Genomic DNA, 14,556 nt, shown 5'->3' with positions numbered 1-14,556 from the left:
TCTATTCGCCTTCACCAAAACGATTATTGATTAAGGCAGTTAAAGCTAACATTGCCTCATCAGCTCTCTCGCCAATTGTTTCTAAAGTAATGGTGCTGCCAATGCCGGCAGCCAACATCATCACACCCATAATGCTCTTAGCGTTGATTTGACGGCCATTGCGTGACAGCAGTATTTCACAGGGGAATTGGGCTGCCAACTGAGAAAGCTTCGCTGAAGCACGCGCATGCAAGCCAAGTTTATTCACAATCTGAATTTCAGAAATAGGCATGACTAACTTTCTTGTTCGGTTTTTTCTGAATACGTTTTTGATCCAAGCCGTAGGATTCCGTGTTGGCCACCAGCAAGTGCTTTTTGAGCTAACTCCTCCAAACTCTCACCTCGATGAGAAATGCAGCGCATCAACATTGGCAAATTCAGCCCTGCCAGCACAATCACCGGTGCATTTAGTCCGGATAATGGGCCAAGAGCCTCTAACTTTGAGGCCACATTAGCCGGAGTCGCACCCATCACATCCGTCAAAATCAATACGCCATTGCCAGTGTTGACGCCATATGCAGCCTTCATCACCCGATCAAAGCTGACTTTAGTATCTTCATGAGGAGGAATATCTACCGCCCTCATCCGCTCAGGGACCACACCATAAGTATGTTCGGCAAACCCCAGCATTGCACTGGCAACCGGGGTGTGAGCGACGATCACAATTCCAACCATATTTAAGTCAATGCTTTCTGAAGTGCTGTTAGCCAAAATTGGGCGACATCAAAACCAGTTTGCTCTGTAATTTCCACAAAACAAGTTGGGCTAGTGACATTGATTTCAGTGACATAAGCACCAATTAAATCCAATCCAACCAAGAATAAACCACGCCTATTTAAAATAGGCGCCAGTTTTTCTGCAACAACTTTCTCGGCAGCACTAAGAGGCATGGCGACTCCCTTGCCACCTGCTGCAAGATTACCCCGAATCTCACTGCCTTGAGGTATTCGTGCCAATGCAAATGGCACTACTTCTCCGCCGATCAACAGTACGCGCTTGTCGCCTTGCACGATCTCTGGCAGAAAGCGCTGAACCATTAAGGTTCTTGCACCATTCTCACCTAAGGTTTCAACAATGCTTGCTAAATTTAAGCCGTCTGCGCCAACTCGAAAGACACCCATGCCACCCATGCCATCTAGCGGCTTAATCACAATATCTTGGTACTGCCGATGAAATGCTTCAACGGCACTCAATTCACGGGTTACTAAAGTAGGAGGAATCAGTTCAGGAAATTCGGTGATCGATAGTTTTTCTGAATGGTCCCGAATAGCTGCCGGATTATTAAATACCTTGGCACCCTGCCTTACTGCTGCGGATAGCAGCCAGGTTGTGTTGAGGTATTCAATATCAAATGGCGGGTCGGTGCGCATCAGAACTGCTGAAAAAGTATTTAGGGCACGACTTTCAATATCCCCTAACTCAAACCAAGATGTTCCACTAGGCTTGATAGCCAAAGACTGGCAATCGGCAATGGCCAGTTTTTCCCTCCAAAGCAAATGACGACTTTGACAAAACCACAAACGATGCCCTGCCTCTTGCGCTACTCGCATCATCGCTAGCGTAGAGTCTTTGCTCACCTTAAAAGACTCCAGTGGATCGGCGATGAATAAAAAATCCATTGTTCTATCTACCTATGAATGCACATCAGACTCATGCAGCTTCAGCATCGGGGTCGGTACGCTCAAGCTCTAGAGAAGAAGCCAGCAAGGCAAGGCGAGCCACCACACCATATAGATAGAAGCGATTTGGGGGGGCGCTACCAGGCTTGGCACCTAGATCGGGCATGGAGTTTTGCTCAAATGCCAAAGGCACAAAGTGCATACCCGGCGCATTGAGATTTTCATCGGGGCCACGATCGGTATGTACGCGATAGAAGCCGCCAATAACGTAACGATCAATCATATAGACGACAGGTTCAGCCACTGCCTCATTGACTTTCTCAAAGGTATAAACACCTTCTTGAATAAGTACATCACTTACCTCTAGGCCCTCTTTGACCACGCTCATCTTATTGCGGTCTTTGCGATTGAGCCCCTTAAGCTGTGCTGGATCATTCACCACCATCACACCCATGCCATAAGTACCTGCATCGGCCTTCACAACCGCATACGGTTTTTCTTTAATACCGTACTCACGATATTTTTTTGCGGTTTTCTTGAGGACTTGTTCCACTGCTGCTTGCAGCTCCTCTTCACCTTTACGCTCATGAAAATTAACATTCGAGCAACTGGCAAAGTACGGATTAATCATCCAAGGGTCAATATTGATCAACTTAGAAAATTTCTTAGCAACCTCATCATAAGCAGCAAAATGTGCTGACTTACGCCGCACATGCCAACCAGCATGCAATCCTGGCAACAAGTATTGCTCGTGAATATTTTCTAATATCGGCGGGATGCCAGCGGATAAATCATTGTTCAACAAAATCGAGCAGGGATCAAAATCTTTCAAACCTAAACGTTGTTTTTTTAGACCAGTGCGAGACAAAGGTTCCATCAACAAACGATTACCATCTGGCAGCTCAATCCAGGTTGGTTTTTTTATTTCATCAGACAAAGTACCCAAGCGAACATTCAGTCCAGCCTGTCGCAAGATGGATGAGAGGCGCGCAATATTTTGTAAATAGAAAGTGTTACGTGTGTGCCGCTCAGGAATTAACAGTAAGTTTTTTGCTTCTGGACAAATTTTCTCAATTGCAGCCATGGCTGCCTGAACGGCCAACGGCAACATCTGAGGGGATAAATTATTAAATCCACCAGGAAATAGATTTGTATCCACGGGGGCTAGCTTAAAACCAGAATTCCGAAGGTCTACAGAACAATAAAAAGGCGGGGTATGCTCCTGCCATTCAAGCCTAAACCAGCGCTCAATAGTAGGGGTTGCTTCTAAGACCTTTGACTCTAATTCGAGTAAAGGGCCGCTAAGGGCGGTGATGAGATGTGGAACCATTTCACCATTGTAAGATTTTTAAAAGAAAGACGCGGGATCCAGGGATCCCGCGCTTAAAAACTAGGCAACCAAAGCCGCCCAGTGAGGGGTAAATCTACTAATTAAGACTCGTAGGCAGACTCACCATGTGAGCTAATATCCAAGCCTTCGCGCTCTTCATCTTCCTTGACGCGCAAACCAATCACGATATCGATCAATTTGAAGGCAATGAAGGAAACTACGCCAGACCAGATCAAAGTAGTAATAACACCTTGAGCTTGAACCCAAACTTGGTGAGTCATATCGTAGGCATCAGCTGAAACGGCGTTAGTTACATAATCCCAGATACCTGTTCCACCCAAAGCTGGATCAGCGAATACACCAGTCAATAGTGCACCAGAGATACCGCCAACACCGTGTACGCCGAATACATCCAAGCTGTCATCTGAACCCAAGATTTTCTTGAGACCAGTTACACCCCAGAGGCAAATTACGCCAGCAAATACACCAATTGCGAGTGAACCCATTGGACCAACAAAACCAGCGGCAGGGGTAATAGCTACTAAACCAGCTACGCAACCTGAAGCAGCGCCCAACATGGAAGGCTTACCTTTGAGAATCCACTCGGCAACTGACCAGCCTAATACAGCAGCAGCAGTAGCCAAATAAGTATTCACGAATGCCAATGCAGCGCTGCCGTTTGCTTCAAGAGCTGAGCCAGCATTGAAACCAAACCAGCCAAACCACAAGAGTGCAGCGCCAGACATTACATACACTAAGTTATGTGGCTTCATTGCTTCTTTGCCGTAACCAAGACGCTTGCCGATAACAAATGAACCAACCAAGCCAGCAATCGCAGCATTGATGTGAACAACAGTACCGCCAGCAAAGTCGAGAACACCTTTTTGCCACAACCAACCAGCGCGAGCAGTAATTGCCTCAAGTGATGCAGCATCTTTGATGTCATCAGGACCAGGCCAGAACCAAACCATGTGAGCGATTGGCAAGTAGCTGAATGTGAACCAGATGATCATAAATACCAAGATTGCAGAGAACTTAGCGCGCTCAGCGAAGGAACCAATAATCAAGCAGCAAGTAATCGTAGCGAAAACTGCTTGGAATGCCATAAATACATACTCAGGAATCACAACACCTTTACTAAAGGTAGCCGCTACTGAGTCTGGAGTCATGCCAGCCAAGAAGAGACGATCAAGTCCACCAATGAATGCCCCACCTTCTGTGAATGCAAAACTGTAGCCGTAAAGCGCCCACAGCACCGTAATCACGGAAAAGACCATGAAACATTGCATACAGATTGAGAGAATATTTTTGCTACGTGTTAAGCCACCGTAGAACAAAGCTAAACCAGGAAGTGTCATCAACAGCACTAATGCTGTGGAAACCAACATCCAAGCGGTATCACCTTTGTTAGGAACGGCAGCAGGCGCTGCAGCTGGAGCTGCGGCAGGTGCTGCAGCCGGAGCAGTTACTGCAGGTTTTTTTGCTTCATCAGCATGGGCCGGTGAAGTTACCATCACACCGGTTGCGCCAATAGCCAAAGCCATAGCGCCACCAGCAACGAGTCGTTTCATCCAAGTTAACATTTTGAACCTCTCTTTAAAGTGCTGACGCGCCGGTTTCACCGGTGCGAATGCGAATGACGTGCTCAACTGAAGAGACAAAAATCTTGCCATCGCCAATCTTGCCTGTACGTGCAGATTTTTCAATTGCTTCAATCGCACGCTCCAAAATGCCATCTTCAACAGCAGCTTCAATTTTTACTTTAGGTAAAAAATCAACTACATACTCAGCACCGCGGTACAACTCGGTGTGACCCTTTTGACGGCCAAAGCCTTTAACTTCAGTAACGGTAATGCCCGAAACTCCCACTTCCGAGAGAGCTTCGCGCACTTCGTCAAGCTTGAAGGGCTTGATGATTGCGGTAATTAATTTCATATGTTTCTCCGTTCAGGGAAAGAATTAGAAAGTCTTTGTTAATGAAACTAAACCAGTTGCTCTACCAGTGTTTTTGCCTGTTGGACTAGCGTAGGCATAGCTACCTTTGTAGGTTGCTGCATTAGTGCCCACGTAAGCAACGGATCCAGATAAGCCACCGCCAAAGTCTTTAGTCAAGCCCAATTTCCAGTCAGTGTAGCTATATAAAGTGCTGTTGCTTAAACCATTTACTGCAACGCTATTTGCACCAAATGAAGTGCCGCTATTTGGCTGATTGCCTGCAACATATTGATAGCCAACGTGACCATTCAAGGCAATGCCAAATACGCCTGTGTCATAGTTCACTGTCAAATCAGGATAGTAAGAACCTGTTGAATTGATTGTGCCGAACAAAGTGCTAACAGCATAAGAAACCTTACCAAAACCAGTTAATGCGCCGAATGTGAAATTCTGTGCTACATAAATTTCTGTGGTGTTTGGGTTAGCTTGCTGGCTTCTTAATGCCAAGCCAGAATTTGGATAGTAATACTGGAGAACGCCAACATCAGAGGCAAAGCCTTCACCAATCAACTCTTTCTTAAAGCCGCCGTAGAAGTCCATTTCAATTGGTGCAGAAGTAGCAACACCACCAGAAGTGTTGTAGTTGTCGCCTACCCAGCTAATGGAGCTGTTCCAGTTACCAATGTATAGACCACTTTCGTGAGCGTAGTCAAAACCACCTTGAATCGCTGGCTTGCCATTAGATTGGTCGATACCACGATAGCGATAGTCATTTACTACGGTAACGTTTGCTGTAATTGGGCTTACCTCTGGAGCAGGTGCATCTTCTGCAAACGCTGCAACTGATGTGAGGCCAGTCAACAATGCCACTGCTGCCGCAGAGATTGCTGTCTTTTGTAATGCTTTCATGTGTGACTCCTTACTGGTTGTAATCAAATAAAAGGGATAAATACTTAATGCATGGAGTGATGATCGAGGTTTGGGCATTTGGGCTCTCAAAGTGATGCACCCTGTTAAGGCTATAGCACCAAAATAGTGCTTATTAATGCACTAAATAGATGCATAAAGCTTGTTTTAGTCGGTTTGGGGGCATTTTTAGGCAATTATCGACACTCAAACTAAAATACAAAGCGTATCTTTTATGCAACGCTAACCATTTCAGGGCGAACCAAATCATGCAAAAACCGGGCGAAATTCTTGAGCAAATCCAACGTATTGCCAATGACATGCAAAACAAGGTAAGTGACGCCATTCGAAATTCACCAGCGCAAGAGATTGAAAAGAATGTGCGCGCGATGATGAATCAAGGATTTCAGAAAATGGATTTGGTAACTCGTGAAGAGTTTGAAGTGCAGTCTAAGGTACTTGCAAAGACTAGAGAAAAATTAGAAACGCTTGAAGCAAAAGTTGTAGCATTAGAAAAAAATCACTCTTAGTACTTTTCGAGCGTATTAAACGCTCATTCATCTGGAATGGGTGCGCTTGGAAAAAATTGTGGTGCAATTAAAAACCAAATATATCCAAGCACCTGCACCACTAAATAGATTCCTAAGGCTAAATCAAACGCACTAGCGCGCGACCAACCAGCCTCAATACCAACATCCACCAAATATCCAATGCCCCATTGCACCACAAAGGCCCCAATAAAAAGAGCCAGGTTGTAAGTGGTGCTCACCCGCCCGGCAAATGATTTCGGAAAGTAAGCAACGATCAAACTTTGCGCTAGAACATAGGAAGAACAAGCTACTGCAAGTAAATACCACCAGACCCAAGTCCACGGGCTGCGTAAATAAAAAGCACATGCCTGAAATACCAATGCTGCCGCAACCATCCAAGTTAAGTAGCGCAAAGTGGTAATGCCGCGCTTAGCCAATCGTGGCAGCAAGAATGTATTGAGAATATAGGCAGACAATAAAACGGTATTGAACCAAAATAAAATCTGAGATGCACTCTCTGATGAGTACTCCATCACATTAGTCAGCCAGGGTCCAAGCCAGAGCGTTTGAATGGCAATAAATCCACCATAACAAAATGCACCTAATGGGAACATTCTCCAAAAGATTGCATTTGTCAAAATGGGCTTATAACTAGCCCAAGAAAAAGTTGCTTCGTCTATTTGCTGCTGATCTTGCGAGGGATTGAACGCAGTCATCCTAGACTTCACTGGCAACCCAAAATACAAAACAATAATAGCCAGGCAAGAACATGCTGCCATCAATACAAACACGCCACGCCAACCTATAAACGGTAAGATGGTATGCACCGGCCAAGAGGTGATTAAAGCCCCAGAGGTACCAAAGACCAGCATTCCAGAGGCTAACTGACCCTGCCTCTCCAAGGGAAACCAGGTGCGAAAGCCCGAGAAAGCTGACATCAAACAGGCAGAAACACCGATGCCAATCAATACCCTACCAATGACCAAACTAGTGAAATCATCGGCCCCAGCAAATATCAATGCACCAGCAATCGCGAATAGCATCAAAGTCATCTCTGTCAGACGTGGCCCAAACCGATCAAGACTCAAGCCAACAGGTATCTGTGTGGCGCCAAAACCAACAAAGTAAGCCGCAGACAAAAACCCCAACTGCGTATTAGTTAAATGCAAATCATGGATGAGCTCTGGGGTAATGACAGCATTAATAGAACGAAATGCATAGGAAACAAAATAAGCACAAGCAAAGCTTAAAAAAACTCTAATGGCTGACTTTGTCTGAAGCGGTAATGTAATCGCAGTATAGGGATCAGAACGCCAGTGCAATGCCATCTAATCTGGATGAAACTCATCAAAGAAATTAGCGCGATCTTCAGCAGAGAAAAATGTTTTAACGTCAGGCTCCACCGAGCCAGCATGCAAAACAGATACTTGATAAAGCCAAATACCGCCATTTAAGGAGGGGCGAGTAAGCCAGCGAACCCGCATTGCTTGTTGGGTGGCGCCGACAGATTTAAATTCTAAAAAATAATCCTTTACTGCAAAGCGCTGGTGGCCGGCTGTTTGATAACTGCCATCCATACTCACTGCGGTGGATTGATCTACACCAGCATTGCCGAAAAGATTGCTTTCTAAGCTCGCCAGCAATTTGGGCAACAACTCGGCTTGCTGGGGACTGAAATAAATTGAACTGACAGAGTAAATATCTTCATCAATTTTGACTGCCTCAAGTGTTTGTTGCAACTCTTGATCCTGGTAAGGGATCTTGCGCTCCATCTTATCTGGCTTGCCTGGAAATAGAGCGGTATATCGCTCTTGCGCAGACTGAACCGTGCGCCAGTCAAACTTTGGACTGCATGCACACATTAGAATGCCAGCCACTAAGAGTAGACAACTCCTGACAAGCCCCACTCTAAACAACGCCCGCCCCATGTGCTTGCTGATCGGCATGATAACTTGAGCGCACCATTGCACCCACTGCTGCATGTGAGAAGCCCATTGCATATGCTTCCTCTTCAAAGCGCTTAAATACATCAGGATGTACATAGCGCTGCACAGGCAAATGATGGCCTGAAGGTGCAAGGTATTGACCAATAGTAAGCATGTCAATATTGTGCTCACGCATATCGCGCATCACCTCTAAAATCTCTTCATCAGTTTCACCCAGACCCACCATCAAACCACTCTTAGTGGGTATGTGAGGAAAGCGCTCTTTGAAGTCTTTCAATAGCTTTAATGAATGCTGATAGTCTGCGCCAGGTCGAGCCTGTTTATATAGCCTCGGAACCGTTTCAAGATTGTGGTTCATCACATCCGGCAATCCATTGGGCGCATGCTCTGAAAATGTATCTAATGCCTTATCTAATCGCCCACGGAAATCAGGAACTAAGACTTCAATTCGGGTATTGGGGGATGCCTCTCTAGATTGAGAGATGCAGTCCACATAATGCATAGCACCGCCATCACGCAAATCATCACGATCAACACTCGTGATCACTACATAATTTAACTTGAGAGCAGCGATAGTGCGCGCTAGGTTCGCCGGCTCTTTTATATCAAGCGGGTCTGGTCTACCATGTCCGACATCACAAAATGGGCAGCGGCGTGTGCACTTATCTCCCATGATCATGAAGGTTGCGGTGCCCTTGCCAAAGCATTCGCCAATATTAGGACAGCTTGCCTCTTCGCAAACTGTTACTAATTCATTTTCGCGCAAAATCTTTTTGATTTCAGAAAAACGAGAGTTTCCTGAGGCAGCCTTCACCCTAATCCAGTCTGGCTTTTTTAGAACGTCTGCCAGCGGAATAATTTTGATTGGAATGCGCGCGGTCTTCTCGCTGGATTTCTGCTTACGTGTTGCATCGTAATTGACGTCCTGCCGTTTAGCAGCGCCGCTCTCGTTACCTGTTTTATTAATTGTCATGATGAACTTAATTGCCTTTGCAAATGCCCTACGAGCTTTTGGCGAATAATGTCCATATTGTCCTTGATCCCAAGGGTTTGCATATCGATAGTCCTCAATCCCGCATATCCACAAGGGTGGATTCGGCCAAAGGCCTCTAGATCCGTGGCGACGTTTAGGGCTAGGCCATGATAAGAGCAACCTTTGGAGACCTTTAAACCGAGGGCAGCTACCTTTGAGCCCAGGAATTCAGCTGGAATGCCCTCCTGAAGCGAAACATAAATGCCAGGAGCCCCGACTTTTCTTTCAGCCCTTAGACCAAAGTCACCCAAGGTGTCGATGAGAGCCTGCTCTATACGAGAAACTAACTCCTTCACAAAGATACCCAAGCGCTTTAGATCTAATAATAAATAGACCACAATCTGACCGGGGCCGTGATATGTAATTTCACCGCCACGATCAACCTGCACCAAAGGAATTTGATTGCTAGGCGAATGTAAATTTCCAGCATCGCCAGCCAAACCCAAAGTAAAAACGGGGGGGTGTTCTAGCACCCAAATTTCATCGAGAGTATCACTCGTGCGCTGCTTAGTAAATTCTTGCATAGCTAAATAGGTGGATTGGTAATCCACTAATCCCAGATGCTTGACTAAAATTGGCATTAGCTAAATATCAAAGAACCATACTAACGAGCGGATGTGTCGACAGTGTTCTATACAACTCATCTAACTGCTCACGACTAGTAGCATTAATCGGCAAAGTAATGCCAAGATAATTTCCATCTTTGGATGGTCTTTGCTCAACCTTGCTCTCATCAAAAATTGGATCAAATTGTTTGGCAATATGTATGACTGCCGGCAAATACTCTGGCGTAGTTTTTCCCATTACCTTGATAGGAAAAATAGAGGGGTACTCAATGAGGGATTTTTCTTCTGTCATATTTTCTACCTAACTCCGATGATCGGGCATGCCTAACCAAGCGCCCGTAATGATGTTGCGGATGCAATGCAATCTGCGATGAAAGAAATGATCAGCACCAGGAACTACTTGCACTGTTAACTCTTGTGGGCGCGCCCAATCCAATACCGCACCCAAAGTAATGGTTTCATCAAGCTCGCCATGTATCAAAATCGTATCTGCAGGAACAGGGGCCAATTCCCACTTGCCTGTAGCGCTACCAATCATCACCAAACGCTCCGCAGGTCGACCTAAATCAGCGAGTTTCTGAACTAGATGACTTCCAACAAAACTACCAAACGAAAATCCCGAAACCACCAGGGGTAAAGTATTCGAGGATCCCAACCAAGATTGCGCTTGAGTAAATTCAAAACTTGTCCAGCTTGAAGGGGTGCGCATCCAGTCGGTAATATGTAGCAAATCATCTAGCTCGCCAACGCCATCATCATGCACGCCAGCACTCCCACCAACCCCGCGAAAATTGGGACGAACGCTCACATAACCTAGTTGATTAAAAGTTCTAGCCATGGTTTGGGCAACCTTGTTATCCATTGTGCCGCCCATCAAGGGATGTGGATGAGCCACCAAAGCAAGTCCACGCACCGCAAAGTGTGGATCGTTTTTTAATTCATCTGGAAAATCAATAGACACTTCGATTGGGCCAACAACCCCTGCGATATGAATTACTTTTGTACGACCATTCATGTAACTATCTTTCTGAAATCAACTAAGCTAACTGCAGACGCTCAACAAGATGTCCTTGGATTAGGTGGGACTGAATAATTTCTTCGACATCTTCAGTATCTACCATTGTGTACCATACCCCCGCTGGGTAAACCACCATCACAGGTCCATCCGCACAGCGGTCCAGGCATCCCGCCTTATTTACCCGAATTTTCCCAGACCCGGCAAGACCTAACTCCTTTACACGATGTTTTGCATACTCAAAAAGAGCGAAAGCATTATGTTGATCGCAGCAATCCTCACCATTCTTACGCTGGTTTAAACAAAAAAATAGGTGGTGTTGAAAGCTCATAAAAATAGATCTCTTAATATTAAAGTTTTGGGACAAACTTATTGCGAATTACCCAAACCAAGGCTAATGGCAACCATGCCACCGAAACCCACTGCATCAGTTCATTAAAATGCAATAGCCTACCCTGATACCAATGCCTCAAAGTTAAGATGAAGTAAGGATTATCGGGTAAAAAATTAATGGCAATGGTAGCGATGAGCAAGCACAGCATGGATATCCAAAATTTTTTGCTAGCCGTGAGTTTTAAAGCCCAACGCAAAATCACGCTAGCGATGGCCATACCCCAAATTGCGCCAGCCGTTAGCCACAATAAACTAAATTCAATGCCAAATTGGAGTGAGGTAAATAGTGTTTTGATTAAAACGGTCATAAATAGCAACGTATTTAATATCCGCCATTGTGGCGCTTTGGTGCGCATGCCAGTAGAAAGTAATAGGGCTACGCCTAGCCAACAGATCGCAGTAATCATAGTTTCTTGAAATACTTGATTGATGACCGTTGTACCCCAATCAATAGAACCAAAAATAGCATGGCCCCAAACCCCTGTGCCGAGCCATGAACTTTGTGGGTAAATTTGAGACCAAGGAAACAGCAGAAACAATGCGCAAGCAAGCCAATTCGAGCCAAACCAACCATCAAAACGCTTGCGCAGAGCGCTACCGGATAACCACTGTGGGCCCAAAGGAATGGCAAGTAGGCCGCCCAAAATACCACCCAATACATTAGCCCACCAATCCATTTGGCTTGGGATGCGGGTTGGCAACCAAGTTTGCAAAGTCTCCACACTGAAAGCCAAAGCAGCGCTAAATGTGAGTGCAATTCCTAGTGCAACAAAATTTCGCCAACGTGGGTAAGTGGCGAAAACCAACAAAAATCCTAGGGGAATATAGGCCAATATATTCACAGAAACGTCAAATAAAGTAATAAAACGGGGCAAGGGGGCGCTCAACCAAGCCCAAGCCCTAATGCCATTTGTAAAGTCGAAATCGAAGGGGTTTAAGCTGACATAAATAATTAATAGGGCATAGCCAAGACTCGAAACCCTAGCTAAAGGCATAGCCTGTAGGGGCCAAATGAACTTACGGGGGCGATGATCTTCTTGGTGCATTCCACAATTCTAGGTCAGACCTTTCTACAATGGCTAAATGAGCCAGAATTGCATCCTTGAACGCGTAGCTGAGACTAATTCGACCAATGACGATCTTTTGGCCCGCTGGCGTGCAGGCGAATTAATCGATCCCATTGCTCGCATTGCGAACCGGCAAACTACCGGCAAAGGTAGGGCCGGCAGAATATGGCTTGCCAACCCCGGAGACTCTCTTTGCTTCTCCTTGGCCTACCCATTCCGCAGGACCGCCACAGAGCTTTCTGGGCTGAGCCTAGTGGTGGGCTTAGCCGTCCTTCATGGAATTGCTAATGCGCTCGATATTAAAAAAGCAACCCTACATGGGCAAGGTTTACGGCTCAAGTGGCCCAACGATCTTTTATTCAATAACGCCAAATTAGGAGGAATCCTCATTGAGGGCGGCCAAACAAAACCTGGCGATCCTACCTGGATGATTATTGGCGTGGGTATTAATCTCAGAAATGCTGCGGCTATTCAAAAGCACCTAGAAAATACGGCTGCATTTCCTGTTGCTGCTCTGGATGAATTGCTACCAAACCCCAAAGGGCTTCCAGACGCTGAATTTCTCTGGCTTAAACTGATTGAGTCTTTTGAGCAATATTTGCCAGACTTTGATCAAAAAGGATTTGGTTTGTATCAACACCAATGGATGGAATGGGATGCATTTGAGAAAACTGAAGTGTGCATTTCAGGAGTAGGTAAAGAGCCTATTTTTGGAATCGCAAACGGGGTAGATACAAAGGGTGCGTTGCTACTACAGCAGGATAATAAAACCGTTGCTATTCATGCGGGCGATGTTTCATTGCGAGCTAAATCATGAGTCTATATTTATTGTTTGATGTTGGGAACACAAGGCTGAAATGGGCTGCTGTCGAATCTACTCAAAATCCCTCAGATCGAAATAAAAAATTGTGGACTTATTCCGGATCAATCAGCAGTAAGTCTTTGCATTCACCAGAGCACCGCGCAGAGCTTGCTGATTACATTGCCAAGACAATGCCTAAACCAGATGCGATTGGATTTAGCTGCGTTGCTGGCGAGGCTGCAATTGAAAACCTCAAATCACTGTTTCCACAATGGAGCGATATTGAATGGCAGCAGCTAAAAGGCGATAGTCACTACGATGGCATGCGGACGCTGTATGAAGACTCAGTCAAGCTCGGGGCAGATCGCTGGGCAGCCTTAATTGGCGCACGCATTTTATCCAATACTAATGCTTTAATCATTAATGCTGGCACCGCTACAACCATTGATCTACTTGGGGCAAATGGCGTCCACTATGGTGGCTGGATTCTGCCAGGACTAAGTCTGATGCAAGAAAGTTTACAGAGTAATACTGCGCAACTTCCTCTAGCAATTCGATCGGCAGACCACTCTGGCTTTGGGATATCGACGAACAGCGCAATTATCAGTGGCTGCGACGCAGCACAGATTGGCGCAATTATTTATGCGACACAATTAGCTAGAGAAATGCATCATCCGATAGAAAGAATTTGGCTTGATGGTGGTAATGCTAAAACTATAACTGCTGAGATTGGCAAACTCTCTAATCTGAACCTACCACCAATTGAGCCGCTCGAGGGCTTGGTGCTACGCGGTATTTGGGCCTGGCTTATCAAAAAGCAAAACTAATACCAACCATGAAATCCACTTTCACTAGGAGCGAATTTTTCCTAGCAAAGTTGTCGTAGAGCGCTCATAAACAAAAGGAATGGCAACCGCTTTTCCGCCCCAAGTCTTAACTACGCGCGTTTCTTCTAGAGCATCAATTTCATAGTCACCGCCCTTGACGTAAATGTCCGGATGAATCTGCTCAATGAGCTGGACTGGAGTCTGCTCAGTGAAAAGCACCACCATATCTACACTAGCCAAAGCAGCCAAGAGAGCCTGACGATCAGCCTCTGAATTAATAGGCCTGTCATCACCCTTGCCAAGCATCCTCACAGAGGCATCTGAGTTGACGCCCACCACCAAACTTGCACCCAACTCGCGTGCTTGCGCCAAATAACTGGCATGCCCTCGATGAAGAATATCGAACACACCATTGGTAAACACCAAAGGCCTTGGCAACTTGGCAATAGCGTCTTGCAAGTTGACGGGGGCACACACTTTGGACTCAAAAGAAGGTAGCGGTAAAGGGCTCATAGCTCAATATTAATGGCATTAGGTGATGCCCAACA

At 45.7% G+C, this 14,556-nt stretch carries 18 protein-coding genes and 1 pseudogene; 3 read left to right on the top strand and 16 right to left on the bottom strand.

Going from position 1 to position 14,556, the window contains the following annotated elements; genetic code table 11:
- Position 1: 1 nt before the first annotated feature.
- From ICN46_RS00735 to ICN46_RS00705, 7 genes are all read right to left on the bottom strand, one after another.
- Positions 2–271, bottom strand: a complete 270-nt coding sequence (locus ICN46_RS00735; RefSeq protein ID WP_216203512.1) for an HPr family phosphocarrier protein — start codon at positions 269–271, stop codon at positions 2–4.
- A gap of 2 nt (positions 272–273) precedes the next feature.
- Positions 274–714 (bottom strand): PTS sugar transporter subunit IIA, encoded by a 441-nt coding sequence (locus ICN46_RS00730; RefSeq protein ID WP_216203510.1) that lies wholly within the window; start codon positions 712–714, stop codon positions 274–276.
- 2 nt (positions 715–716) lie between these two features.
- Positions 717–1,658, bottom strand: coding sequence for a glutathione synthase (gene gshB / locus ICN46_RS00725; protein WP_216203508.1), 942 nt, complete (start codon positions 1,656–1,658; stop codon positions 717–719).
- Between the two features lie 31 nt (positions 1,659–1,689).
- Positions 1,690–2,988 (bottom strand): glutamate--cysteine ligase, encoded by a 1,299-nt coding sequence (gene gshA, locus ICN46_RS00720; protein ID WP_216203506.1) that lies wholly within the window; start codon positions 2,986–2,988, stop codon positions 1,690–1,692.
- A 101-nt stretch (positions 2,989–3,089) separates the two neighbouring features.
- Positions 3,090–4,571, bottom strand: a complete 1,482-nt coding sequence (locus ICN46_RS00715; protein ID WP_216203504.1) for an ammonium transporter — start codon at positions 4,569–4,571, stop codon at positions 3,090–3,092.
- A 13-nt stretch (positions 4,572–4,584) separates the two neighbouring features.
- On the bottom strand, positions 4,585–4,923 hold the full coding sequence (locus ICN46_RS00710) for a P-II family nitrogen regulator (RefSeq protein WP_216131138.1): 339 nt from the start codon (positions 4,921–4,923) through the stop codon (positions 4,585–4,587).
- A gap of 24 nt (positions 4,924–4,947) precedes the next feature.
- Complete coding sequence (locus tag ICN46_RS00705) at positions 4,948–5,832, bottom strand: TorF family putative porin (protein ID WP_216203502.1); 885 nt, start codon at positions 5,830–5,832, stop codon at positions 4,948–4,950.
- Positions 5,833–6,098: 266 nt separating this feature from the next.
- Between ICN46_RS00705 and ICN46_RS00700 the strand changes: the two genes are divergently transcribed.
- A complete protein-coding gene (locus ICN46_RS00700; RefSeq protein ID WP_216203498.1) occupies positions 6,099–6,359 on the top strand; it encodes an accessory factor UbiK family protein in 261 nt (86 codons plus the stop codon).
- Between the two features lie 23 nt (positions 6,360–6,382).
- Here the strand turns inward: ICN46_RS00700 and ICN46_RS00695 are convergent, their stop codons facing one another.
- The 8 genes and pseudogenes from ICN46_RS00695 to ICN46_RS00660 form a co-directional block, all read right to left on the bottom strand.
- The gene (locus ICN46_RS00695) at positions 6,383–7,687 is read right to left on the bottom strand and encodes an MFS transporter (RefSeq protein WP_216203496.1); all 1,305 of its coding nucleotides are present in this window, start codon (positions 7,685–7,687) and stop codon (positions 6,383–6,385) included.
- Positions 7,688–8,236: a hypothetical protein gene (locus tag ICN46_RS00690; RefSeq protein WP_216203494.1), complete on the bottom strand. Its 549-nt coding sequence runs from the start codon at positions 8,234–8,236 to the stop codon at positions 7,688–7,690.
- Positions 8,237–8,267: 31 nt separating this feature from the next.
- Positions 8,268–9,221, bottom strand: a pseudogene (lipA, locus tag ICN46_RS00685) (lipoyl synthase); the annotation flags it as partial.
- A 53-nt stretch (positions 9,222–9,274) separates the two neighbouring features.
- On the bottom strand, positions 9,275–9,919 hold the full coding sequence (lipB, locus tag ICN46_RS00680) for a lipoyl(octanoyl) transferase LipB (RefSeq protein WP_216203491.1): 645 nt from the start codon (positions 9,917–9,919) through the stop codon (positions 9,275–9,277).
- Positions 9,920–9,929: 10 nt separating this feature from the next.
- Complete coding sequence (locus ICN46_RS00675; RefSeq protein ID WP_216203489.1) at positions 9,930–10,196, bottom strand: YbeD family protein; 267 nt, start codon at positions 10,194–10,196, stop codon at positions 9,930–9,932.
- A 9-nt stretch (positions 10,197–10,205) separates the two neighbouring features.
- Entirely contained in the window at positions 10,206–10,919 is a 714-nt protein-coding gene (locus ICN46_RS00670) for an alpha/beta hydrolase (protein ID WP_216203487.1), read from the bottom strand.
- A gap of 22 nt (positions 10,920–10,941) precedes the next feature.
- Complete coding sequence (locus ICN46_RS00665; RefSeq protein WP_216203485.1) at positions 10,942–11,250, bottom strand: (2Fe-2S) ferredoxin domain-containing protein; 309 nt, start codon at positions 11,248–11,250, stop codon at positions 10,942–10,944.
- A 19-nt stretch (positions 11,251–11,269) separates the two neighbouring features.
- Positions 11,270–12,358 (bottom strand): VanZ family protein, encoded by a 1,089-nt coding sequence (locus ICN46_RS00660; protein WP_216203483.1) that lies wholly within the window; start codon positions 12,356–12,358, stop codon positions 11,270–11,272.
- A 37-nt stretch (positions 12,359–12,395) separates the two neighbouring features.
- Between ICN46_RS00660 and ICN46_RS00655 the strand changes: the two genes are divergently transcribed.
- Positions 12,396–13,196, top strand: coding sequence for a biotin--[acetyl-CoA-carboxylase] ligase (locus ICN46_RS00655; RefSeq protein ID WP_216203481.1), 801 nt, complete (start codon positions 12,396–12,398; stop codon positions 13,194–13,196).
- The gene (locus ICN46_RS00650) at positions 13,193–14,008 is read left to right on the top strand and encodes a type III pantothenate kinase (protein WP_216203480.1); all 816 of its coding nucleotides are present in this window, start codon (positions 13,193–13,195) and stop codon (positions 14,006–14,008) included. The genes ICN46_RS00655 and ICN46_RS00650 overlap by 4 nt, the downstream gene beginning before the upstream one ends.
- A gap of 24 nt (positions 14,009–14,032) precedes the next feature.
- On the opposite strand, the gene rfaE2 is transcribed toward ICN46_RS00650, so the two are convergent.
- On the bottom strand, positions 14,033–14,521 hold the full coding sequence (rfaE2, locus tag ICN46_RS00645; RefSeq protein ID WP_216203478.1) for a D-glycero-beta-D-manno-heptose 1-phosphate adenylyltransferase: 489 nt from the start codon (positions 14,519–14,521) through the stop codon (positions 14,033–14,035).
- Positions 14,522–14,556 lie beyond the last annotated feature (35 nt).

The organism is Polynucleobacter sp. Latsch14-2 (genome assembly GCF_018881925.1).
Taxonomy (GTDB): domain Bacteria; phylum Pseudomonadota; class Gammaproteobacteria; order Burkholderiales; family Burkholderiaceae; genus Polynucleobacter.
This window is presented reverse-complemented; position numbering and strand designations above follow the sequence as displayed.